Origin of the sequence: Solidesulfovibrio aerotolerans, assembly GCF_009856865.1 — a bacterium.
Taxonomy (GTDB): domain Bacteria; phylum Desulfobacterota; class Desulfovibrionia; order Desulfovibrionales; family Desulfovibrionaceae; genus Solidesulfovibrio; species Solidesulfovibrio aerotolerans.
In genome coordinates this window covers 1-20199 of sequence record NZ_WVUD01000045.1, presented here as the reverse complement: position 1 = coordinate 20199, position 20199 = coordinate 1, and the positions used below count along the sequence as shown (strand labels likewise).

Below are 20199 nucleotides of genomic sequence, written 5' to 3'. Positions count from 1 at the left end.
ACGGGGGGCCGGAGGAGTCCGCGCGTCGTCCGGTCGATCCCAAGGCCGGCTCCACCCCGCGCAGGGGGGCCGGAGTAAGGAAAGTGGGCTGGAAATCCGGGCTTTTCTTTCGCGCGGCCCTGGTGCATAGAGCGTTGCAGGAAATTAAGACATGAGCAGCTTCTACGAACTCGCCACCGATCTGTTCGATCCGCTCCATTCGTTCTGGGAGCATCCCAAAACCCGCCGCATCGTGGCCGTCAGCCAGGTCGTGGCCTTTTTAATCGGTCTGGCCGGCATCGAACTCAATCGCCACGGTCTGCTGCCCCCGGTCCTGGCCCGGGTGACCCCCACCTCCCATTTCTACGCCATCAACTTAGCCTTTACCCTGGTGCTCATCCAGGAGGTCGTGGACCTCATTTTTGTGCTGCCATGCTCGGTGACCAAGTCGCTGGGCAAGCAGTTTGAGGTGCTATGCCTGATTTTGCTGCGCGACGCCTTTAAGGAACTGGTGCACCTGCAGGAACCCATCATCCTTATCGATGCCATACCGGTGCTGCTGCCCATGGTGACCTACGGGGCCGGGGCGCTGGTGGTCTTTTTGGGACTTGGGCTCTATTACCGCCGCTACCGCTCCCGCGCCCAGGGGCGCAAAGGCCCGTGGCTGTACCCGTTTGTGGCCACCAAAAAATTCCTGGCCTTTTGCCTGCTCTGTTTCTTCCTGGTGTACAGCGGTTGGATCGGCTGGGAAAGCATTGTGGCCGGCCGGGTGCACGAATTTTTTTCGGTCTTTTACACCGTGCTCATTTTCAGCGACATCTTTATCGTATTGCTGTCGCACACCTACCAGCCGGCGTTCCGATCGGTCTTTCGCAATTCCGGGTTTGCCCTGGCCACGCTGCTGATCCGCTTCGCCCTGGCCGCCCCGGCCTATTACGCTCCGGCCATCGGCATCGCAGCCATCGCCTTTGCCTATGGCGTGTCCCGGGCCACCGAGCTTTTTGAGACCGAGACGTGACGCGCCCTGGCGACGACCAACTCGCCGCCCCAGAGGAGATTGCCTGTGCCTGATCCGTCACTACCCGGCGAACCCGTTGTCCTGCGGCCCATCGGTGTGATCCGCACCCCCTTTGCCTCCCTGGAAGGCATGCCCATCCAGCCCGGCGGAGCCAGGGAGGTCTTGGGGCAGGTGGTGCTCGACCCCGAACTGGCCCCGGCCCTGGCCGATGTGACCGGCTTTTCCCACGTCTATCTCCTCTACTGCTTCCACCAGTCCGCCGGCTACAAAACAACGGTGACGCCCTATCTCGACACCACGCCTCGCGGCCTGTTCGCCACCCGCGCCCCCAAACGCCCCAACCCCATCGGCCTGTCCGTGGTGGAAGTCGTATCCGTGGCCGGCAATGTCCTTACCGTTCGCGGCATCGATGTCCTGGACGGCACACCGCTTTTTGACATCAAGCCCTACGCCCCGGCCTTCGACGCCCCGGCCGGGGAAGTACGCAGCGGTTGGCTGGATGGGCGCAAGGACGCCGTGGCCAGCACCCGCTCCGACGACCGTTTCGTACCCGAGACGTAGCCTCGCCACACGCAACCGCCCGCAATAAAAAAAACGGCCGCGCCCCAAAAGGCGCGGCCGTCTCGTTTCGTATGTCCCGGTGCGTCAGATTTCGACGTCGGCCAGGCGGCCGGTGCGAATCTCGGCCAAGGCCGGTTCGACGCCGGGTGTCTTGAGTTCCGCTGCGGTTAAGGCCGAGGGGCCGGTGATGGAGAAGGGACGGCGGCTGGCCGGCTCCAGGCCGTCGGCAAAGGCGATGGAATGGTAGCCGTCGGAAAAACCCAGCTCAATACTGCTCATGGTCCCCTCCGTTGGTGCCGCGTTATTTAACGACGTCGGCCTTGAGCTGCTTGGCCATCTCCGAAATCTTGGCCATGGCGGCCTTGTGGGCCTCGGCGTCCAGGCCGGCGGTCAGGGCCTCGGCCGTGGCAGCCATCTCGGCCAGACGGTCAGCCACCATCTGTTTGCGCATCTTGGCCGGCAGGCCTTCAATCGCCGTCACCTTGGCGTCCAAGGCCGCGACCTTGGCCGGCATGTCGGCCACGGACTGGACCACGGTGCTCATCTTGGCGTCCAGGGCCACATAGACGCCCAAAGCCAAGATAATGGCCAAAAGGCCGATGACCAGACCGGCGCGAGCCGAATTGGCGGTTTCCCGCTGTTCCACAACAGGCGTGATCTTGCTCTCGACGTCGTCTCCGTACAAAGCCCGGACTTTCTTTTCCATGCCAAGCATAGTGGGTGTCTCCTTCGAGGCGAAATTAGAGTTCAAGTATAACTACCTCAAAGCGATTCCCGCCTCAATGGAAAACACGCTCCCTGGAGCCTTGCGGCAAAGATTTCCGCTCGCCGGGAGGGAAATACGAAAATAAAGACAAACACTGACTGGTTTTGGTCCGGTATCCGTGGACTTGTGAGTCTTAGGGGCGGCGGGAACGACCGCCGCGAAAGGAGAAACCGGACATGATCCTGCGCTGCCGACTCTGCCATGCCGCCATTGCCGCCTTTGACCCCGCCCGCCTGACCCCGCCGCTCACCAGCGCCGTGTTCGGGCCGCTCGCGCCGGGGTTTCCGCCGCCCTTTTTGCCGGGCACCCCCTGGGACGAGGCGCGCTGTCCGCACTGCCGCCATCATCCCCAGGGCTACGATCCGGCCGGCCGGGAAAGCCTGGCCACCGACGCTGGCGAAACGCCCCTGCCCCGTCTCCAGACCGCCGACGCCAAACGCAAGACTGCCAAACGGGGGAATTGATGTCCGACGCCGCCAACCAACTGCTGCCCGGTGCCGATGCGCCCGAACGCGTGGGCCGCCGCGTTTTCGAGCTTCTCGAAGCCGTGGTGCGCGACAAAACCCGGCTTGGCCTCACCGACGCCTGGACCCGCAACTACCGCCTGGGCCTGGGCCGCTCCTGGCAAGGGCCGGCCCAGCCCGGCGTGCCCCAGCTCGGGGCCAATCTGCTCCATCTGCACCGCCAGCGCACCGTCAACATGCTCACCGACAACCACCCGACCTTTAACGTCAGCCGGGTGGGGCCGGCCGGCGACGAACAGGTCTTTGCCATGCTCGAACGCGCCGCTGCCTGGTGGTGGAGCGAGCAGGAGCAGCAGGCCGTGTTCGAGCGCTCGGTCATAAACGGCGAAACCTACGGCACCGCCGTGGAAAAAGTCGTCTTCGACCCGGACCTGGAATACGGCCTGGGCGAGGTGCGCACCATTGCCGTCGATCCCTTTGCCTTCGGTGTCTACCCCACTGCCTGCGCAGACATCCAGGAAGCCGAGGCCGTGCTCCATTTCGCGCCCATGAGCCTGCGCCAGGCCGCCCGGCGTTGGCCCGAAGCAGCCGGCAAACTCAAAAGCGACGCCGATCTGCTGGCCGATCTCGGCGACGGCCGCCGGGAAATCATGTTGGGCGACGGGCGGCGCCAGGGCCTTTTTTCCCGCTTCGGCGAACTGGTGCGCACGCTCTACGGGGCTGGCGGCGGGGACGGCTTTGGCCAGGACACGACCCTGGTGTGCGAATGCTGGGTGCGCGACTACACCATGACCGAGAACGGCCCGCTCTACCCGGGCTTTATCCGCTGCGTCACTGTGGCCGGCCCGGGCGCGCTGGTGCTGTCCGACCGGCCCAATCCGTCCGTCAATCCGGCCCTGACCGCCGAACAGGCCATGGCCAGCTACCTCTACGACCGCTTTCCCTTTGCCCTGGCCCACTCGCTCACCGACCCCGCCAGCCTGTGGGGCGCGTCCGACTTCGAGCAGTTGGCCGATTTGCAGCTCGAGATCAACAAGTGCCTGTCCCAGTTGACCTATCACAAGGACCGCTGTGCCCGGCCCAAAATCATCAATCCCCGGGATTCCGGGGTGGCCAACGCCGCCTTCACCAACCGGCAAGGCATCGTCAACCCGACCTCCATGGCGGCAGCCCAGGGTATCCGCTATCTGGAATTTGCCAATAATACCAAAGATATCGAAAGTGTTTTGGCCATCTACCGGGAACTGTTCAGCCAGATTTCCGGCATCGGCGAACTGGAGCGCGCCACGGCCTCGCAGCGCCCCGTAGTGGCCTATAAGGCCATCGCCGCACTCATTGAACAGGCCGCAACACTGCTGCGCGGCAAGATCAGGAACTATTCCCGCCTCGTACGCGAACGCGGCCGGATGTTTTTAAGCCACATGCAGAATTGGTACACCGAAGAACGCTGGATCAGTTTCGCCGCAGACGGCGCTGTCTCGGTCGAGCCCATTTACGGCCAAAACTGCCGCGTGCCCGCCCGCCTCACCGTGGTTTCCGGCTCCACCATGCCTGTCTCGCGGGTGCAACAGCGCGAGGAAGCCCTGGCCCTGTACGAAATGGGGGCCATCGACCGCCAGGATCTGCTGGAAAAACTCGACTGGAACAGCCGCACCGCCGTGCTCACACGCATGGAGCAGAAAAGCGAAGAGCCAGGAGGGGCTTTGCCCCTCCTGGACCTCCCCACCGGGGGGGATAATCCCCCCCGGACCCCCCTAACGGGGAAAAATGGGGCTTAGGAGCCACGGGCAAGGAGTGTAGACCAGCCAGTTTTCTCTGGCGCAAGGGCTGATTGACGGAATCAGGCCGACGCGGCGAAAGCCGCCCTGGCCAAGCATTGGGAGCATGCCATGCCGCTGTATGATTTCACCTGCCGCGTCTGCGGCCGCACCTTCGAGGCCATGGCCGCCATGGACGGCGGTGAAGAAATCTGCGTCTGCGGCGGTTCGGCCCGCCGGCTGGTGTCCGTGGGCCGGGGCTACCGGGCCGATGGCGACTGGCTCGCATCCGTTGCCGCCGTGGCCGAAAAGGATTCGGACAAACCCCACGTCCGGGCCTTTCTGGCCGAGCCCAGCCGGGCCAACTACCGCCGCTGGATACGCGGCGAGGGCATCCGCCCCCTGGAAGACGGCGAAAGCCGACGCAGGGCAACGACACCCCCAGCGGTTAGCCACGAAGTCCTGGAACGCTTCAAAGCCCGGCGCAGCCGCGTATGACGCCAAAGCCTGTTTTTGAAAAGAGTGCCTCCGGCGGCCGGGGGGGATAATCCCCCCCGGACCCCCTTGATAGGAGAAGTATTTCAAGGGGGTCTGGCGTTTGCTGGCAAACTGGTTGGTTACGGACAAATGGGAGCGCGTCTGCTGCAACCCTTAAACAACTTCTCCCAGTGAGGGGTCCGGGGGGATCATCCCCCCGGCCGCCGGAGGCTCTCCTATGCGCTTTCACGGAGCTGCCGACGCGTACGGCTGGTATCGCAGCCGGCGCAGCGAACTGGCCCGGGGCCACGCCTTGCCCAAACCGTTCTACCATGCCCGGTCGGCGGCCAGTGCCGCCATTGCCCTGGCCGATCTGGAGCGGATGCTGACGCGCCTTGGCCGCAAAGGCCAAAAGGCGCTCACCGAACGCAACGCCGACTATCCCGCCACGGCGGCGTGCTTTGAAACCCTGCTGCGGGAGGGGAGCTATCTCATGCCCTAGCCGGACTGCGTCCCTTTGTCCCCCAAAGGCCCGGTGCGAGCGTTCGTGCCGGGCCTTTTGCGTCAACCCTCAGCCCCAAAAGGGGAGGCCATGAAATCCCAAGCCACTGTTACGCCCGCACCTGTCGCGCCCGGGACCGGCCCGGCCGACGATCACGGCATCGCCGGCCTGGAATCGGTCTTTGCCGATCTGGAAAAACGCCTGGACCAGCTCGTGGAGTCGCGCCTGGACGCCGTGGAGGCCAAGCGCCTCGAAGCCGAACGCGCGGCCCTGGCCGAAGCCTTTGCCAGCCAGCATCCCGATTTCAAGGAACTGGCAGCCAGCGGTGCCTTGGCCGCTCAAAAGCGTGACAATCCGCTGCTGGACGACGTGGGGGCCTATTATGCCCACCACCTGTACGCCCAGCGCCAAGCCGCCACCGAGGAACTGGCCAAGGCCCGGGCCGAGGCCGCAACCGATGCCGAAGCCCGCACCCTGGAACGCGTGCGCTCCAAGCGCCTGGCCACGTCCCTGGGCGCGGCCCCGGCCGCTCCGGCCCGCAGCCAGGGCACGGCCCCGGATCTGGCCGCTCCTGAAAAATTCGGCGGCATAAACGCCGTCCTGGCCGCCCGTCTGGCCTCGCGTCGTCGCGATACCGGCCTGTAACCCCAAGGAGGAAACCGCATGTCCTTAACGCTTACCGAGATCGAATCCATCACCAGCGACTACTTCGCCGCTTCCGGCGGCCGGGCCGTGGACATTTATTTTCGCAACTCCTTTCTCCTGGATCTGCTCATGAACCGGCAGGCGGGCCTGTTTGAGCGGCCGGCCGGGGGTGAAAAAATCCGCGTGCCCCTGTCCTATTCCGATTCGGAAGGCGGCTTTTTCACCCGGGCCGATACCCTCTCCAGCGACGACCGGGTGACGATCAACGCCGCCGCCTTTCACTGGAAGCACGCCTACGGCAACGCCACCGTCTATCTCACTGACGAAGTGGCTGCGGCCGGCGATTATGCCGTGGTCCAGTTCGTCACCCAGAAAATCGAGACAGCCCAGCGCACCTGCTCCGGCTGGCTGGCGTCCACGCTCTATTCTGCGGCCGGCGACGAGGCCCCGACACTCACCGGCCTGCGCGCCCTGACCAGCAGCGATGCCGACAAGCCCTACGGCGGCATTGCCGAAAACGATCTCGTGGCCGGTGATGGGACCAAACCCTGGCAGGGCGTGACCATCGACGCGGCCGAGGTCATGAGCCTGGACGTGCTGCAAGCCCTTCGCAGCGCCGCCAAGGTGTCCGACGGCCGCGACGGCAAGCCCAACGTGGCTGTGACCACCGAGTCGCTCTATAACAAGGTTTCCCGCATCCTCCAGGTGCAGCAGCGTTTCGTCACCGACGACGGCGTGGCCCAGGCCGGCTTTGCCCATCTGGTCTACGAAGGCATGGTCCTGGCCGCCGACGACTACTGCCCGGCCGGACACCTCTTTGCCGTCAACACCAACCACCTGGGTTTCGCCATCCACCAGAACGGCTTTTTCGCCCGCCAGCCCTGGGTCGATCTGGCCGGTCCGGCCGGACGGGCCATGAAGATCCTGTGGCACGGCAACCTGATCTGCTCCAACCGCAAGGCCCACGCCTGCCACGCCAACCTGTCCTAGCCTGCATTAACGACAACACTCGGAGGAAAAAATGGCCCAACCCTTGAAGCTCTCCTTTACCCAGGACGTGGGCGAAACCTCGCCGGCCAAGCGCGAAGCCGTAGGCGCGCTGCGCATCACCGCCGACGGCCGCAAGTTTCGCTACGCCAAGGCCGGTGCCGCGAGCCTGGCCGCCGGCTCCCTGGCCATGGCCCCGGCTGCCGAGGCTCAGCACGTCAACCGCGCGGCCACCCCGGCCGGTATCGGCGACCGCGTCGTCTCCGTGGTGGTCGGGACGACGGCCGTGGCCGAAAACGCCTATGAGGACGGCTACCTGCAAGTGGCTTCCAGCGACGGCCAGGGGCGGCAGTACCGCATCCTTTCCAACACCGCCTGCCCGGCCGGCGGCACGGTCATCTGCACCCTGGCCGAGCCGGTGCGCGCCGTCCTCACCGCCAATTCCCGGGTGTCGCTTATTCCCTCACCCTGGTGCGGTGTCGGGGCCTCGGCCACCGAAGAGAATCTGCCGGCCGGCGTGGCCACGTGCAATGTGCCGGCCGGGCACTACTTCTTCGCCCAGACCGGCGGCGTGGGCTGCTGTCTGGCCGCCGGCACGGCCGGGGTCGGCAGCATGCTCGTGCCCGGGGCCGTGCCCGGGAGCCTGGCCGCCATGAACGCCGCCCTGGACGTGGACCAGCCCGTGGCCGGCGTGGCCTTTGCCGCCGCCTTCACCGACGGCAAACATCAGCCCTGCCTGCTCACCATCGACTAGCCGCCACCGGCGCAACCCACGGAGACACCCATGGCTTTGGCCGCACTCTCCCTGCCCCAGGCGGACGCCGAGGGGCTTCGCCGCGCTTTGCCCGACACCCTGGCCAGCCTTGTGGCGGAAGTGGCCGGCATCGTGGGCGATCCGGGCGTGTCCGACCAGGACATCGCCCGGGCGCTCGGACGCGGCCTGTTTGCCGCCGCCGGGGCCACGCGTCTGCCCGATCTGGCGACCCGGGCCAGGGTCGTCCTTGGTCCGGGACAGGCCGACGCGCCGCTCCCGGCGGATCTGCTGCACGGACCCGTTAACGCCTTCCTCCTCCCCGCCGGCGGCCGGGTCCGGTTGGCCCCGGACCTGGCCGCCTTACGGCGGCTCTGGCCGGGCCAAAGCCCGGGGCGGCCCCGTATTGCTGCGGTTGCCGGCGGCCGGCTCCATGTCCGGCCCGTGCACCGGGAGGAGGCTGTTCTCGAAATCGACTACTACCGGCTGCCCCAGCCCCTAATCGGGGCGGCCGACAAACCCGAGGGGCTGCCCCCGTATCTGGCCGGGCCAATGCTCGTCGCCTACGCCTGCCGGGAGCTGTTTGAGCGTCTGGAAGAAGGCATCGAAGGCCAGAAAACCCAGTCCCAGGCCTTCGGCCGTCGCTACGACGCCTTGCTGGCCGAACTGGTGGGGCTGTGCGGCCCGCAACAGACCGAGCCTGTGGAGATCGCCCGAAGCCGCGATCCCTACGGCTTCGGGGAGGACTGGCCGTGAGCCGCGATGTGATCCTGACCGCCTGCCTGGGGCTTGGGACCGCAAGCGGTCCACAAGGGCTCCTCTGCGACCCGGAAACCGGCCGCTACGAACTGGCCGAGGCCATAAATGTGGATGTGGTGGCTGGTCGCCTCGTGCGCCGGCCGGGCTACGAGCGCCTAAGTGATTACGGCTTCTCGCAGCTCTATTCCGATGGAGCCACGCTCTACGGCGTATGCTGCGACGGGCTTTACCAGATCCCGGGCCAGGGCCGGCCGGCCCTTTTGCGCAGCGGCCTGACCCCGGGTGCTCCCATGGCCTTTGTGACCGTGGCCGGCACCGTCTACTTCGCCAACGGTTTCGAAACCGGCCGCATCCGTGAGGGCGCGGCCGAAGATTGGTCCGGGCAGCGCTATCCCGGCCCGGATCGCATCGAGCGCTACGCCGCGCCTCCGGCCGGACACGCCCTGGCCTCCCACGCCGGGCGCATCTGGATCGCGGTCGGCAACTGCGTCCACTTTACCGAAGGGGCCGGCCTTTTCGACTGGGTGGACGGGCTGGGCGGCTTTTTGCCGCCCTTTATCGGACGCATCCGGATGCTGGCTCCGGTGACCGGCGGGCTTTTCGTCGGCGACGACGCCGGCGTGGTCCATGTGGCCGGAACCGATCCGAAAAAAATGACCTTTGCCCGGGTAAGCCCGGTTGCACCCCTTCCCGGCAGCGTTGCCAGCCTGCCCGCCGGCCGCCACCCCCGGGTGGCCGGGCAGGACCTGGACGGCGACGCCGCCATCTGGGCCGCAACCGACGGCATCCACCTGGGACTGCCGGGAGGACGCGTGCGGCGCATCGCGGCCGCCGCCATCCCGGCGACAACCCGGGCGGCCGCCGTGGCCACCCGCGGTCGCTATCTGCTGTTTGTCAGCCTTTAACGCCCACCAGCGACAACCTTTTGCCCAAGGAGACCCCATGGCCCTGCGTCTTTCCACCGGCCTTCGCAACATGCTGCTCGGCACCTCCAGCTTTAAAACCATCATGCAAAACGGTGTGATCCGCATCTTCCCCGGCGTGCAGCCGGCCAGCGCCGACGACGGCGAAGGAGCCAGCCCGCTGCTGGAAATCACCGTCTCCTCCGGCGCGTTCACCCCGGGCGCGGCGACCAATGGCATAAACTTCGCCGCGCCTGCGGCCGGGGCCTGCGCCAAGGCCTCGGGCGAAGTCTGGTCCGGCGCGGCCACGACCTCGGGCACGGCCGGCTGGTTTCGCTTCTACGCCAACGACCGCACCGCCGGGGCCGACACCAGCCACGCCCGCTTCGACGGCTCGGTGTCCACCTCCGGGGCCCAGCTCAACATGTCCTCGACGGCCATCACCGCCGGGGCCACTACCACCATCGACAGCTTCGTGGTCACTATGCCGGCCAGTTAAAGGGGAGGAGAAAGGCAGAAGAGTGCCTCCGGCGGCCGGGGGGGATAATCCCCCCCGGACCCCCTTGATTGAAGAAGTATTTCAGTGGGTTTTGGGTTTTTGGTGACCATCCGGTTGGTCAATGTGTTCCGGCCCCGAGAACAACGGCGAGACACGGGTCGCGCCCCTGCAAGGACAGGCTATGTCTGACATTTATCCGCAATCGCTGCCTTGCCGCTTCGAGGGCTTCCCGGCCCGCATCCGGGTGGTGTGCGGCCAGGCCTTCTCCCAAGCCCGGGCTACGCCCTATTCCTTTGGCAGCCGGGTCACCCTGGCCCAGACGCCCAAAAGCGGCCAGACCTTTGGCGCGCTTACCGTGGGGCAGGCGCTGCCGGTGACGGAGATCATCTATTCCGACACTGGCGACGACGCCGTCTTTGACTTGAAGGTTTCCCATTACGGCTGTGGCCGGCTGTATCTGGCCGATGCTCAAGCCCGCTTTTTCACCCTGGCCGTGATTAAGGGCATCCGGGTCGAGGCCGCCGGCATCCGCCGCTCGTTTGAGACCGTGGACCTCTGGGACACCCTGATTGCGGCCGCAACGGACGTGTCCGTGCCGCCAACCCCGGTTGATACCATCTGGCTGGAGGACGCCGATGCCCATGACCGGGTGCGTGTGACCTGGTTTGTCGGGTCCATGCCGGCCGGCGGGCGCATCGTGTCCGGCCGTCTCCAGCTTGCCGGCGTCGCTTCCATCCAGGCCTGAGGCGGCAGCGGACGGACCCGGGAGTGGCTCTGGAGCAGCAGACCGCTGGAAACACCCCTTCTTCACAAAACACAGGCTGCTTTTTGTGAATGCGACACGAGGACGGCCCCATGACAAGCGCAATCGTATTGCATCAGACCGGCCAAACCATTGCCGCCGTGACCCCTGATCCGGCCACCACGACGTTTTACCGCGACGTGCTCCTGATCCACCGGTTCAAGGACACCTTCGGCCATGTGCCGGCCGACGAGGACGCCCTGCTGCGTATCGAGGGCGAGGTGTTTTATTCCAGCAGCGGCGTGCCCGGTCCCGAAGACGTCCATAATTTGAGCGTGGGCAACAGCGATGGCCGCAACGGCTGCTGGGCTCCCGATCCGCGCAATGCCTGCCCGGAATATGTCGGGGTGCGCTTTGCCGCCCCGGTGCGGGTGACCGGCTTTCAATTCGCTTCCGGGGTGTTTAGCGCCGCCCATTGCCCCTTTGGCTACGGGCCGTGCGCCTATCCCACGGATTTTTCCCTGGAGACCTCAAACGACGAGAGCCACTGGACCACGCTCTATACCGCCACCGCCTTTACCGGCATAGGTGTTACCGCCAAAAGCCCCTTTTTCGACGAGGAATCGGACTGGTGGGACGGCGGCGTGTCCCTCTCCGACCGGCTCGATCTGGCCAACGACCATTCCTACCGCAGTTACCGGCTGGTGGTGACAGGGTTTAAACCCGACGCAAACGGCAATTACAACGTCTCCGAACTTATTTTCTACGGCGTGTCGGCCTGATGCCGCAGCCGGAAACACTTTGCGAGGACGGTGTCATGGACAGTAGCGAACGCCCGGTCCCGGCCCTGGTCCCGCCGGCCATGGCTCCAACCGGCGACGGTTTTGTCATGCCAGCGCCACGGCAAGACCCGGCCGGGGACGTTCCCGCGCCCTTTGCCGGCCTGCGCTGGCGGCTTGTGCCGGACCTTACGGGCCTAAGGAGGCGTTATGCCAAGCCTTGACGCCTACCTGTTTGCCCTGGACCCGGCCCCGGACGAAATCCTTGTCGCCTCGGGCCTGACCGCCCTGGACCTGACAACCGCCGGCACAGGAACCTGCGGCGTGACGACCCAGGGGGTTGGCGTGTTGTTGCCGGTGCCGGGCCTGACCGGGGCCGGTTCCTGGTCGCCCCTTGGCGTCTGCCCTCTGCCCACACCGCTGGCCCTGGCCAACGGCAACGGCTGGCATCCGGCCTGGGGCGCAGTCGTTATGCCATTGGCCGGCAGTGTGGGCACAGGCTCCATCCCGGCCCTGGCCCAGGCCGTGCTGCCGCCGCTGTTTGCCCTGACCCGGTCCGGGGCCACGGGCGGCGTGTCGGTGGGGCTGGCCATGACAGCCGTATCGGACCTGGGCCGTAGCGCCCAGGGAGCGCTGCGGCTGCCGCCTGCCTCGCCCCGGGGCCATGTCTGTTCCATAAACAGCCCGGCCGGCGGCGTGGCCGTGGCCTCGGACGCGGTGGTGGCCCTGCTGGGCCAGGGCGACGCCGAACTGGCCGAAGCCGTGGCCGGTCTTCCCGCTGGCAACCCTGACGCTGCCGCCGCTGCCCTGCTGGCCCTGGTGGCCGGGCGCATCAGCTATGTCGCCGACGACGCCGACGACGCCTGGACCTGCGCCGCCGCCACCCTGGCCCGGGGCAGCGGCGACTGCGAAGATGGCGCCTTATTGCTGCACGCCCTGCTGCTGGCAGCCGGGCTGCCGGCCGACCGCATCGTCACGGCCTTTGGCCGGGTGGGGGTGGACCGGGCCGGCCATGCCTGGGTGGCCTGGAGACGCGTGGCCGACGGCCAATGGGTGGCGCTCGACTGGACCCTGGGAGCGCAGCAAGGCGCTGTGGCCGGCCTGCCTGTCCTGGGCGATCCCGGGCCGTATGCCTGGGTCGATTACGCCGTGACCGCCGGGGCCTTTTTCACCGTGCGCCAGCCAACAGACGTCTTTTTCGCCAGAGCCCACGGCGACGGCGTGGCGTTGCCGCGGCTTGCCGCTGCCGCTGCCGCCAGCCTCGCAGCCCTGGGTGCTGCGGCCATGCCGGCGGACTGGGCAGCTTGGGGTTTGGGCGCTGCCTCGGGGCTTGCAAATCTGGCCAGGCCGGGCCTGACGGCCACCGGTCGTTTCAGTTGGGGCCAGGCGAGGATCGCCCCGCTTGGTTGCCTGGGCGGGGTTGCTGCCACGGCCGCAGACACCCTCGCCGGCCTGACGGCCACCGCCCTGGCTGGCGGGGGCGGGTGGGCGGCCATGCGGTTGCCGTTCCTGCTGGGAGCCGGCCTGGGCTTTTCGGCCGCTCTGCTCGACGGAGCCTGTCCCCTGACACGACTGGCGGGCGCTGGTCGCGGTCTGGCCGGAGGCCTGGGACTGGCCCACTGTCTGGCCCCGGGTCTGCGTCCCACTGGGTGCGCCCTTCCCGGCCAGACAGGCCAGGGCGGCACCGTGCTGCCGCTTATCCAGCCCCTGGGCCTGGGCCGGGACCACAGCCTGGGGAATGCGGCGGCGGACCTCGACCGCTGGAGTGCTGCCGGCTGGAGCCGCACCACGGACAATCAGACGCGCGGCCGACGCGGCAACGGGGAGGAATGGGCATGATGGTGGACGGATTTTCTCTGGAATTGGAAAGCGCGGCCCTGACGCAGTTGGCGGATCTGCCGGTGGCCGCCGTCTGCCTGCACGGCGGCCGGGTGGTCCTAAGCGACGGGGTGTCCTTGTACCGCATCGGCGGCGACACGGATGATGGTGCGGCCATTGCCACACGCCTGACCTTGCCTCCGGTCAACGCCAACGGCCCGTCGCGGTTGCTCGGCCTGGACGCGCAAGGCGTGGTTGGCGGGCGGCTGGAGCTGACGGCCCGCAGCGAGGGAGGCAGCGAGCTTGCCGGCACCCTCGGGCCGGGCAGCGATTCCGGTCTGCCGGGGCGCGTGACGGCCCGCTTGCCCCGTGGCTTTGGCCGCACCTGGGAGGTCGCCCTGGCTGGTGATGACGGCGCGACCCTGGATCTCGCCGCCCTGACCCTGCGCCTGCTGCCCCTGGATCGCAGGACATCATGATGGATGCGGATTTTCGTCCCGAACCCCGGCTGCGGCTGATGGGCGATACGGCGCTGCTCGCCCCGCTTCGTCGCGCCGCCTTGCGGGAGCTTGCCGTCATGCACCAGGAAAATGTCTTTGATCTGCCGGTCTACCAACGCAGCCTGGAGCTGGAAACCGGGGAGCGCATCCTGTGCCGCCGGGCCGGCGATCAGGACTTTATTGAGATCATCGGCGCGCGGGGTGGTGCAACGGACGAGGCCGAAGTGGCACCGCCGGCCCAGCCCCCCCGGCGGGACGACGAATTCTACGTCATTCCAGAGTGTCTGGCCCGCTACGACGGCCTGGACAGCCTGCAAAACACCGTGCCGGACGGTGCCCTGGCCGGCTGGACCCTTGGCCTTGGAGCCGGCGTGACCATTGTTGCGGCCGATGCAGCCGGGCTGCCGGCCTATGCCGGGCTGCCCCAAGCCGGCATCGAGCGCGCGGTGGGCGTGTTCCGTCTGCCCGGCGGGGCAGCCTCGGGCATTCTCTATGGCCGGGAGCACATCCCCGACGAGGTACCCTTTTCCGTGAGCTGTCTGGTGCGCCTTACCGCGCCGCTGGCGTACGACTACACCTTCGACGCCAGAGGGGTGCTCAACCCCATTCGGCCGTATCTGCTGCGCACCGACGACGGGGCGGCCTTTGTCCATGACTGTCCGGGCGCACTCTCGCCGCTGATCGGCTTTTGTTCGCCCTATCGCAACCCGAACTGGGAAGAGGACGTGACCTACCCCTGGTCGCCCTGGAACGACAACTACGCGGCCGATCCCGACCGCCTCCAAGGGGCCAGACGGGCCGGGGCAAGTTGCGACGGCGCGCCGCTGCTTCGTGGAGACAGCTACCGGGACGCCCAGGGCAACCCCTATCCGCATCCCGACGGCTTTGTCATGGGGCTGCAGGCGGCCGGGGTGTTTGTGGCCGACGGCAACCGGCTCCTCGGGGCGCGGCTGTCCCATTTCGAGAGCCAGTTCGGCACGGCGGTACCCGTGTCCGATCCCCTGGAAATCGGCCTGTGGCATCATGTGGTCATGACCCATGCCCTGGATGGAACCGTGCGGCTCTATGTCACCCGGCAAGACCAAGCCCAAGGCGCGGCCTACGCCGGAACCATGCCCCTGTGCGCCCTGGATGCCGCCTGCACCTACCAGGCCAGCGGGGTCAATGCCTGGACCCTGCGCAACGGTCCGGGCGGCGAGGCTATCGCCGCCTACCGCATGAACCCGGCCATGGACGTGGCCTTGCCGCGTTTTTTCCACTACGCCCTGTCGCCCGCCCAGGCCTGGCTGCTGTCGCTGGAGGCGCTTTCCGGGCTCTTTGTGGCCGACGACCATGAAGCAGCCCAGGCCTTGGCCCTGGGGCTGACCCCCATCGTCATCGAAAAGGAGGTATCATGAGCGATTCCAGCGGCGCGGCCAGCATTGTCCGCAACAAATTCGACACCGCGCAAAACTATGCCAACGACGCCTGGCACTCGGCCACCAGCTTTCTGGCCCGCATGGGCGGCGTGGCCCGGATGGTCTATCCCAACGTGGCGCTGCCCGATCTGCCGGCCAGACCCGAATATCCCGGCGTCACGGCCCCGCCGGACCTTGGCTCCGTCACCCTGGAATCGGTTGCCGCCCCGGCCGTGCCCCAGCTTGCCGGGCTGGTGCTGGACGGCATCGACATTCCCCGATTCACCCTGACGCCGCCGGACATCGTCCTGCCCGAGGCCCCGGAGATGGTTTTGCCCGAAGCGCCCGGCAAGGCCCCGAATCTGCCCGAGGTCGAACTGCCACCGGACCCGGCCATCGTGCTGCCGGCTCCGCCAGTCTTTGCCGAACTGGTTATCCCTGAGCTGCCCGGGATCATCACACCGCGTTTCGAGGGCGAACGGCCGCCCATGCCGGAACTGCTGGCACCGGGCAACCTCTTTGTTGCGCCGCCTGCGGCCACCTACGACTCGCCCCTGCGCGCCGCTTTGGCCGAGCGCCTGGAAGCCGAAGTCCGAAACGGCGGGGCAGGCTTTGGCCCGGAGCTGGAAGAGGGGCTGTGGCAGCGCTCCAGACAGCGCCTGGAAGATGAGTTGGCGACCAAACTTGCCAACATTGCCGACGACTTCGCCGCCCGGGGCGCGTCGGGCCTGTCCGGCCCCATGGCCGTCATGCTGCGGGCCGCGGCCAAGGACGCTGCCGAAGCCATGGCCGGGCACAATCTGGAACTCCTGGCCCGGCAGACGGAACTGGCCAGCGTCAGCGGCCGAGCCGCCGTGGACCAGGCCCTGGCCTTGGAAGCCCAAGGCATCGAGCTGTTTAACCAGTCTGCGGCCCGGGCCTTCGAGGGAGCCAGGGAACTGGCCCGGTTCGGCTATGAGGCGCTTCACGCCGAGGTGGCCGTCCACAATGCCCAGATTGCCCGCTACCAGGCCGACGCAGCCGTCTTTGAAGCCCGCATCCGGGCCACTTTGGCCGAATTGGAAGCCTTTAAGGCGCGCATCGAAGGGGCGAAACTGGCGGGCGAGGCCCAGAAACGGGCCGCTGACCTGTATCTGGCCGAACTGTCCGGGGTCACGGCCCTGGTGGGCCTTTACAAGGCCCGCATGGAAGGGGCGGCGGCCAAATCGGCCCTGGGCCGGGATCGGCTGGCCGCCTACGAAGCGCAAGTGGCCGGCTATGTGGCGGCAGTCAACGCCAACACCGCCCGCTTTAACGCCCACGCTGCCGCCCTGGCCGGCCAGGAGGTCAAGGCACGCCTGTATGCCGAGCAGGTCCGGGCCTTTGGAGCCGAAGTGGACGCAGCCAAGGTTGCGGCCGAGACGCGTCTGGCCGTTTCGGCCCGGGACAACGAAGTGCGCCTTGACGCCTACAAGGCCGACGTGACCCGGTTCGAGGCCGAGCTGCGCCAGGGGCAGGCCCGGGCGGAAATACTGCTCAAGGACAAGGAACTGGCCCTGGGCGTCTATGATTCCGGGCTCAAGGCCGGCCAGGCCGAGGCGGAACTGCGCTCCCGGGACCACGCCGCCCAGGTGGACGCCTTTCTCAAGTCAGCCGAAGTGTCGATCAAACAGGCCGATATGCTGTTGCAAAACTCCCTGGGAGAACTGCGCCTGGAAGCTGAAAAGATCCGCTCCGGTGCCCAGGTTTCGGCCCAGATGGCGGCCAGCGCGCTTAATGCCGTCAATGCCACGGCCCAGATCGGCTACAGCGAGTCTGTGGGCGAACGTACCTCGACCTCGACCACCGAGTCCACCCAGCGCTCGGTGAGCGAGTCCACCTCCAAATCCAACGGTTCCCGCGAGAGCTTTAACCACAATTACAACTACCGGGTTTAGCGCCCGGCACACCGCTGCCCGGCTTTTTTGGGCGCGCTGCGAACCCGCAGCGCGCCCTTTTTGCTGTGGTTCGGGCGGCAAAAACCAGGAGGACACATGGCTGATCTGATTTTCACGAGTTTTAAGGACGGGCTGGGCCGCAGCTCCTTTAATCTGTCGGCCGACACGCTCAAATGCGCCCTGTTGACCAGCGCCTACGCGCCTTCGGCCAACCACGCCGTGTTGGCCGACGTGGTCGCGGCCGAGGCGGCTGGAACCGGCTACACCCCCGGCGGCCAAGCCTTAACCGGCGTGACCTGGAGCGTTGCCGCCGGCAAGGCCGCACTCCACGCCGCCGATCCGGCCTGGACCACGGTCACGGTCACGGCCCGCTATGCTCTCATCTATGCCGTCAAGACCGTGGCCGGCCTGACCAATCCCCTGCTGTGCCTGCTCGATTTCGGCACCGACCGGGGTGTGATCGGCGGCACGTTCACCGTGCGCTTCGACGCCCTCGGCGTCCTGACCCTGGAGTAAGCCGTGAACGGACCATGGACCGGGAGCCCGGCCGTCTGGACGGATGTCCCGGCGGTCTGGGGCCAGCTCGGCGACGGCGTTCCCGGGGTGGAGGTGCCGGCGACGCCGGCCGCCGCCGCACTGGCAGTCCGGCCGGCCACAGCGTCGGCGGCCACGGCAAGCGTCTGCGGCCGGGCCGCAGTGACGGCAACGGCACGGCCCGGCCAGCCAACGCCCCAGGTCGGGCCGCAGGCCACGGCCGCGCCCCTGCGCCTGGGTGCGAGCCCGACCGTCGTGGTCATTTTAGACCCCCAATCCACGGAGGTCACGGCGGCTTGCGGCGCGGCCAGGGCTGTCCTGGTCGGCCCGGCCGGTGTTGCGGCACCGACGGTCGGGCCGACCGGCCGCACGGCCCTGGCTGCCGTCGTCGCCTGGCCTGGGTTGTCGGTTTCGCAAACGGCTGCAACGGGCCATGCCCCGGGACTGGGGGTCATCCCCGGCCGGGTCAATGGGCAGGCCGTGGAGATCGGACAGGTCGGCGGCGTCGGACTGGGCCTTGGCCTGCGGCCGGTCCTGGCAACGGTGGCGGTGGCGGTGACGGCCGCCGGGCTGGTTTTGGTGGCGGCCGTGGGTGCGGCTCTGGCCGGGACAGGGCTTCGCGAGGTGCTGCGCCTGTCTTCGCCGCTGCTGCGCTCCATCCGGCGACGGTCGCCGTTTGTCCGGTCCGTCAGGCGGGAATCACTGCTGGGCCGCACACTGCGTCTGGGCTCGGCCGTCGCAATCGAACGGAGGGAATAGGCTATGCAGGAAAGCATCTACCAGGGCGACGTGGGCCTGGAAATCCTGGTTGATTGCCAGGAAGACATTGCCGGGGCGCTCGCCCCCGCCCTGGCGGTGCGCACCCCCTCGGGAGTGGTGCGTTTGTGGCCGGCAACCGTGGTCGTTATCGGCCAGAGCGCCTCGCATCTGCGCTATATCACCGGCCCCGGCGATCTGGGCGAGGCCGGAACCTACCGGGTGCAGGCGTCATTGGAATTGGGGGACTGGTCCGGCAGCGGCCGCACGGCGCAATTCGTCGTGCGGCCTCGATTTTCCTGAGGAGTGTTATGAGCGATCCCAAATATACGCTGGTCGAATATGTCGCGGCTAACCGTTTCGCGGTGTCCAATGCCGCCCAGGATTCCTTTGTTTCGGAATTTGCAGTCGGCCTGCGCCTGCGGGCCGACTGCCAGGCCGACGGCATCCGCCTGGGCTCGGTGACCGAGGCGAGCCATGACGCCGGCACCGGCCGCACGCTGGTTGGCGTGGACCTGGATTCCGGCTCTGTACTGACGGCCAATCTGGCTTGGGTGCTGCATGGCAATGACGTGCCGGATTCCCTGTGCCACCACGGCCACACAGGGCCGGCTGACGGCGGGGATTTGCCGGGGGTCATACTGACCAACAACTCGCGCGCGTTTTCCGATGGTTATATCCACGCCGAGGGGAGCTATACCGGCTTCATGTTTACCCAACTCGGTGCCCCCCTTGATGCAAAAAAATCCATTTATCATGTGGCAGATTCCCGCGTTGCACTTTTGCTCACCGACGACGCCGAGACTGTTTTTCATGAGGCTTGGTCGGTTGGCCGCACCGGTGCGACGCCAACCGACATGACGATCACTCCACTGCTGCTTGCGGCGGGCGGGCTTGAGACGCCCACGCTCAACGGGGAGAGCCTGGCCGGGGGTATCGTCTCCACCTATCTGGGCCTGAGCGTCCGATCAGAGGTGTCCGTCACCGGGGGCACAAATCTCACGTCCACAGCCTTCGGCAAAATGCACGTCTGCACGGGCACGACGACGGATTACACCGTTGGCCTGCCTGCCGCCGCCGGCAACACCGGAAAACTCCTGGGCATCCGCATCGGCAATGCCTGCACCAAGCTGGTGACGCTGGATGGCAACGCCAGCGAGTTGATTGACGGCGCATTGACCCGCGTCATGTGGGCCGGGGAGTCGGCTATTCTGCTGTGCGATGGGGTTGGGTGGACGAAAATAGCGGGAAAGTCTATCCCAATGGTTTGCAAAATGACAGCAACGTCTGCGCAATCCATTCCATCTGGATCATACGTGACGCCAAGATATGACGTCAAAGAGATAGATAACGGATCAATCGGAACATTACTAAGCGGGAACATCATGATACGCCGCACAGGAGCGTATATGGTAGTCGCACACGCCTCTATGGCTGCTGATATAACGTGGCAGTTTAGCATATCCTATTCTACAGTTCGAACATTTGATTCCAAATTGATCCCACATTTGGCAGTAACCTCTATCCTACAGGCTGGCGCTACAATCTCAAGCTCAATATTACATCATTTCTGTCCGGCTAATTTAGAAGAGATAGCCTGCTAGAATTGTTTGGTTTTAAGCGTTGCCGTCGCGGGTCAATGAGGTCGAGAATTTCACATTGCTGAAACAGATTTCGTTGCACCAGCCGG

The 20199-nt window shown here is 66.6% G+C and carries 25 protein-coding genes; 23 read left to right on the top strand and 2 right to left on the bottom strand.

Features of this window, described 5'->3' with window-relative positions; all coding sequences use genetic code 11:
- The first annotated feature begins 151 nt into the window (after positions 1-151).
- Together GTA51_RS17315 and tsaA are read left to right on the top strand one after the other, a co-directional pair.
- Positions 152-997, top strand: a complete 846-nt coding sequence (locus GTA51_RS17315; protein WP_160963311.1) for a hypothetical protein — start codon at positions 152-154, stop codon at positions 995-997.
- Positions 998-1042: 45 nt separating this feature from the next.
- Positions 1043-1558 carry a tRNA (N6-threonylcarbamoyladenosine(37)-N6)-methyltransferase TrmO gene (tsaA, locus tag GTA51_RS17310; RefSeq protein WP_160963309.1) on the top strand — a complete coding sequence of 172 codons (516 nt, stop codon included), beginning with the start codon at positions 1043-1045 and terminating at the stop codon, positions 1556-1558.
- 84 nt (positions 1559-1642) lie between these two features.
- Here the strand turns inward: tsaA and GTA51_RS17305 are convergent, their stop codons facing one another.
- Together GTA51_RS17305 and GTA51_RS17300 are read right to left on the bottom strand one after the other, a co-directional pair.
- Positions 1643-1837: a hypothetical protein gene (locus GTA51_RS17305; protein ID WP_160963307.1), complete on the bottom strand. Its 195-nt coding sequence runs from the start codon at positions 1835-1837 to the stop codon at positions 1643-1645.
- A 22-nt stretch (positions 1838-1859) separates the two neighbouring features.
- Complete coding sequence (locus GTA51_RS17300) at positions 1860-2273, bottom strand: hypothetical protein (RefSeq protein ID WP_160963305.1); 414 nt, start codon at positions 2271-2273, stop codon at positions 1860-1862.
- A 227-nt stretch (positions 2274-2500) separates the two neighbouring features.
- Between GTA51_RS17300 and GTA51_RS17295 the strand changes: the two genes are divergently transcribed.
- The 21 genes from GTA51_RS17295 to GTA51_RS17195 all read left to right on the top strand — a co-directional run bounded on the left by GTA51_RS17295 (position 2501) and on the right by GTA51_RS17195 (position 20113).
- Complete coding sequence (locus tag GTA51_RS17295) at positions 2501-2788, top strand: hypothetical protein (protein WP_160963303.1); 288 nt, start codon at positions 2501-2503, stop codon at positions 2786-2788.
- Positions 2788-4566: a portal protein gene (locus GTA51_RS17290; protein ID WP_160963301.1), complete on the top strand. Its 1779-nt coding sequence runs from the start codon at positions 2788-2790 to the stop codon at positions 4564-4566. The genes GTA51_RS17295 and GTA51_RS17290 overlap by 1 nt, the downstream gene beginning before the upstream one ends.
- Before the next feature lie 111 nt (positions 4567-4677).
- Entirely contained in the window at positions 4678-5043 is a 366-nt protein-coding gene (locus GTA51_RS17285; protein WP_160963299.1) for a zinc ribbon domain-containing protein, read from the top strand.
- A 217-nt stretch (positions 5044-5260) separates the two neighbouring features.
- A complete protein-coding gene (locus tag GTA51_RS17280) occupies positions 5261-5524 on the top strand; it encodes a hypothetical protein (RefSeq protein ID WP_160963297.1) in 264 nt (87 codons plus the stop codon).
- Between the two features lie 90 nt (positions 5525-5614).
- The gene (locus GTA51_RS17275) at positions 5615-6169 is read left to right on the top strand and encodes a hypothetical protein (RefSeq protein ID WP_160963295.1); all 555 of its coding nucleotides are present in this window, start codon (positions 5615-5617) and stop codon (positions 6167-6169) included.
- A gap of 18 nt (positions 6170-6187) precedes the next feature.
- Positions 6188-7159 carry a phage major capsid protein gene (locus GTA51_RS17270; RefSeq protein WP_160963293.1) on the top strand — a complete coding sequence of 324 codons (972 nt, stop codon included), beginning with the start codon at positions 6188-6190 and terminating at the stop codon, positions 7157-7159.
- Between the two features lie 31 nt (positions 7160-7190).
- Positions 7191-7910: a hypothetical protein gene (locus GTA51_RS17265; protein WP_160963291.1), complete on the top strand. Its 720-nt coding sequence runs from the start codon at positions 7191-7193 to the stop codon at positions 7908-7910.
- A 30-nt stretch (positions 7911-7940) separates the two neighbouring features.
- Positions 7941-8663 carry a phage adaptor protein gene (locus GTA51_RS17260; RefSeq protein WP_160963289.1) on the top strand — a complete coding sequence of 241 codons (723 nt, stop codon included), beginning with the start codon at positions 7941-7943 and terminating at the stop codon, positions 8661-8663.
- Positions 8660-9571 (top strand): hypothetical protein, encoded by a 912-nt coding sequence (locus GTA51_RS17255; RefSeq protein ID WP_160963287.1) that lies wholly within the window; start codon positions 8660-8662, stop codon positions 9569-9571. The genes GTA51_RS17260 and GTA51_RS17255 overlap by 4 nt, the downstream gene beginning before the upstream one ends.
- A 37-nt stretch (positions 9572-9608) precedes the next feature.
- Positions 9609-10067 (top strand): hypothetical protein, encoded by a 459-nt coding sequence (locus GTA51_RS17250; protein ID WP_160963285.1) that lies wholly within the window; start codon positions 9609-9611, stop codon positions 10065-10067.
- A gap of 181 nt (positions 10068-10248) precedes the next feature.
- Complete coding sequence (locus tag GTA51_RS17245; protein ID WP_160963283.1) at positions 10249-10812, top strand: hypothetical protein; 564 nt, start codon at positions 10249-10251, stop codon at positions 10810-10812.
- Positions 10813-10922: 110 nt separating this feature from the next.
- Positions 10923-11591, top strand: a complete 669-nt coding sequence (locus GTA51_RS17240) for a discoidin/SUN/FTP domain-containing protein (protein ID WP_160963281.1) — start codon at positions 10923-10925, stop codon at positions 11589-11591.
- A 35-nt stretch (positions 11592-11626) separates the two neighbouring features.
- On the top strand, positions 11627-11812 hold the full coding sequence (locus tag GTA51_RS17235) for a hypothetical protein (RefSeq protein WP_160963279.1): 186 nt from the start codon (positions 11627-11629) through the stop codon (positions 11810-11812).
- Positions 11799-13427, top strand: a complete 1629-nt coding sequence (locus tag GTA51_RS17230; protein ID WP_160963277.1) for a transglutaminase domain-containing protein — start codon at positions 11799-11801, stop codon at positions 13425-13427. The genes GTA51_RS17235 and GTA51_RS17230 overlap by 14 nt, the downstream gene beginning before the upstream one ends.
- Positions 13424-13885: a hypothetical protein gene (locus GTA51_RS17225; RefSeq protein WP_160963275.1), complete on the top strand. Its 462-nt coding sequence runs from the start codon at positions 13424-13426 to the stop codon at positions 13883-13885. The genes GTA51_RS17230 and GTA51_RS17225 overlap by 4 nt, the downstream gene beginning before the upstream one ends.
- Positions 13885-15303, top strand: a complete 1419-nt coding sequence (locus tag GTA51_RS17220) for a hypothetical protein (protein WP_160963273.1) — start codon at positions 13885-13887, stop codon at positions 15301-15303. The genes GTA51_RS17225 and GTA51_RS17220 overlap by 1 nt, the downstream gene beginning before the upstream one ends.
- Entirely contained in the window at positions 15300-17219 is a 1920-nt protein-coding gene (locus GTA51_RS17215; protein WP_160963271.1) for a coiled-coil domain-containing protein, read from the top strand. The genes GTA51_RS17220 and GTA51_RS17215 overlap by 4 nt, the downstream gene beginning before the upstream one ends.
- Before the next feature lie 96 nt (positions 17220-17315).
- Complete coding sequence (locus GTA51_RS17210; protein ID WP_160963269.1) at positions 17316-17735, top strand: hypothetical protein; 420 nt, start codon at positions 17316-17318, stop codon at positions 17733-17735.
- Positions 17736-17738: 3 nt separating this feature from the next.
- Positions 17739-18512 (top strand): hypothetical protein, encoded by a 774-nt coding sequence (locus GTA51_RS17205; RefSeq protein WP_160963267.1) that lies wholly within the window; start codon positions 17739-17741, stop codon positions 18510-18512.
- 3 nt (positions 18513-18515) lie between these two features.
- Positions 18516-18812, top strand: coding sequence for a hypothetical protein (locus GTA51_RS17200; RefSeq protein WP_160963265.1), 297 nt, complete (start codon positions 18516-18518; stop codon positions 18810-18812).
- 8 nt (positions 18813-18820) lie between these two features.
- Positions 18821-20113, top strand: coding sequence for a hypothetical protein (locus GTA51_RS17195; protein ID WP_160963263.1), 1293 nt, complete (start codon positions 18821-18823; stop codon positions 20111-20113).
- Positions 20114-20199: the final 86 nt, after the last annotated feature.

Bases quoted from the DNA above. Each gene is read 5' to 3' on its own strand.
- GTA51_RS17230 (WP_160963277.1), top strand. From the start codon at position 11,799: ATGCCAAGCCTTGACGCCTACCTGTTTGCCCTGGACCCGGCCCCGGAC.
- GTA51_RS17235 (WP_160963279.1), top strand. From the start codon at position 11,627: ATGGACAGTAGCGAACGCCCGGTCCCGGCCCTGGTCCCGCCGGCCATG.
- GTA51_RS17265 (WP_160963291.1), top strand. From the start codon at position 7,191: ATGGCCCAACCCTTGAAGCTCTCCTTTACCCAGGACGTGGGCGAAACC.
- GTA51_RS17285 (WP_160963299.1), top strand. From the start codon at position 4,678: ATGCCGCTGTATGATTTCACCTGCCGCGTCTGCGGCCGCACCTTCGAG.
- GTA51_RS17295 (WP_160963303.1), top strand. From the start codon at position 2,501: ATGATCCTGCGCTGCCGACTCTGCCATGCCGCCATTGCCGCCTTTGAC.
- GTA51_RS17220 (WP_160963273.1), top strand. From the start codon at position 13,885: ATGGATGCGGATTTTCGTCCCGAACCCCGGCTGCGGCTGATGGGCGAT.
- GTA51_RS17260 (WP_160963289.1), top strand. From the start codon at position 7,941: ATGGCTTTGGCCGCACTCTCCCTGCCCCAGGCGGACGCCGAGGGGCTT.
- GTA51_RS17270 (WP_160963293.1), top strand. From the start codon at position 6,188: ATGTCCTTAACGCTTACCGAGATCGAATCCATCACCAGCGACTACTTC.
- GTA51_RS17225 (WP_160963275.1), top strand. From the start codon at position 13,424: ATGATGGTGGACGGATTTTCTCTGGAATTGGAAAGCGCGGCCCTGACG.
- GTA51_RS17300 (WP_160963305.1), bottom strand. From the start codon at position 2,273: ATGCTTGGCATGGAAAAGAAAGTCCGGGCTTTGTACGGAGACGACGTC.
- GTA51_RS17280 (WP_160963297.1), top strand. From the start codon at position 5,261: ATGCGCTTTCACGGAGCTGCCGACGCGTACGGCTGGTATCGCAGCCGG.
- GTA51_RS17240 (WP_160963281.1), top strand. From the start codon at position 10,923: ATGACAAGCGCAATCGTATTGCATCAGACCGGCCAAACCATTGCCGCC.
- GTA51_RS17250 (WP_160963285.1), top strand. From the start codon at position 9,609: ATGGCCCTGCGTCTTTCCACCGGCCTTCGCAACATGCTGCTCGGCACC.
- GTA51_RS17215 (WP_160963271.1), top strand. From the start codon at position 15,300: ATGAGCGATTCCAGCGGCGCGGCCAGCATTGTCCGCAACAAATTCGAC.
- GTA51_RS17210 (WP_160963269.1), top strand. From the start codon at position 17,316: ATGGCTGATCTGATTTTCACGAGTTTTAAGGACGGGCTGGGCCGCAGC.
- GTA51_RS17315 (WP_160963311.1), top strand. From the start codon at position 152: ATGAGCAGCTTCTACGAACTCGCCACCGATCTGTTCGATCCGCTCCAT.
- GTA51_RS17245 (WP_160963283.1), top strand. From the start codon at position 10,249: ATGTCTGACATTTATCCGCAATCGCTGCCTTGCCGCTTCGAGGGCTTC.
- GTA51_RS17305 (WP_160963307.1), bottom strand. From the start codon at position 1,837: ATGAGCAGTATTGAGCTGGGTTTTTCCGACGGCTACCATTCCATCGCC.
- GTA51_RS17290 (WP_160963301.1), top strand. From the start codon at position 2,788: ATGTCCGACGCCGCCAACCAACTGCTGCCCGGTGCCGATGCGCCCGAA.
- GTA51_RS17200 (WP_160963265.1), top strand. From the start codon at position 18,516: ATGCAGGAAAGCATCTACCAGGGCGACGTGGGCCTGGAAATCCTGGTT.
- GTA51_RS17195 (WP_160963263.1), top strand. From the start codon at position 18,821: ATGAGCGATCCCAAATATACGCTGGTCGAATATGTCGCGGCTAACCGT.
- GTA51_RS17275 (WP_160963295.1), top strand. From the start codon at position 5,615: ATGAAATCCCAAGCCACTGTTACGCCCGCACCTGTCGCGCCCGGGACC.